Here is a 391-nt window from a genome sequence, read left to right on the forward strand (position 1 = left end):
AAACAATGACAGCTGCTCCTATTATTACTTTTGGAATTAAAGAAGATGCAGATATAAAAGCTGAAAATGTTATTATCGATGAAAAAGGAACAAGTTTTACAATGAAAATGGGTAACAGTTCCGTACCTGTAAATATGAAGCTTACAGGCACTTTTTCAGTCTACAATGCACTAGCTGCAACGGCTGCGTGTTATGCTTCAGGGATAACACTAGAAAAGATCGCTAATAGCTTATCAGAACTTGTTGGTGTATCAGGTCGGTTTGAAAGGGTAGAAATTAATCAGCCTTTTCATGTTATTGTGGATTATGCACACACTCCAGACAGCCTTGAGAACGTATTGCAGACAATTAAAGAATTTGCAAAGGGTAAAGTATCAGTTGTTGTTGGTTG

At 36.8% G+C, this 391-nt stretch carries 1 protein-coding gene; it reads left to right on the forward strand.

Annotation, left to right across the window (positions count from 1 at the left end):
• Window positions 1-391 (forward strand): glutamate ligase domain-containing protein (locus AOA60_RS08410; RefSeq protein WP_256592813.1); only part of this gene is annotated, 391 nt, incomplete at both ends.

It is taken from the genome of Pseudomonas sp. 2822-17 (genome assembly GCF_002742485.1).
In the GTDB taxonomy this organism is placed as follows: Bacteria; Pseudomonadota; Gammaproteobacteria; order Pseudomonadales; family Pseudomonadaceae; genus Aquipseudomonas; species Aquipseudomonas cyclaminis.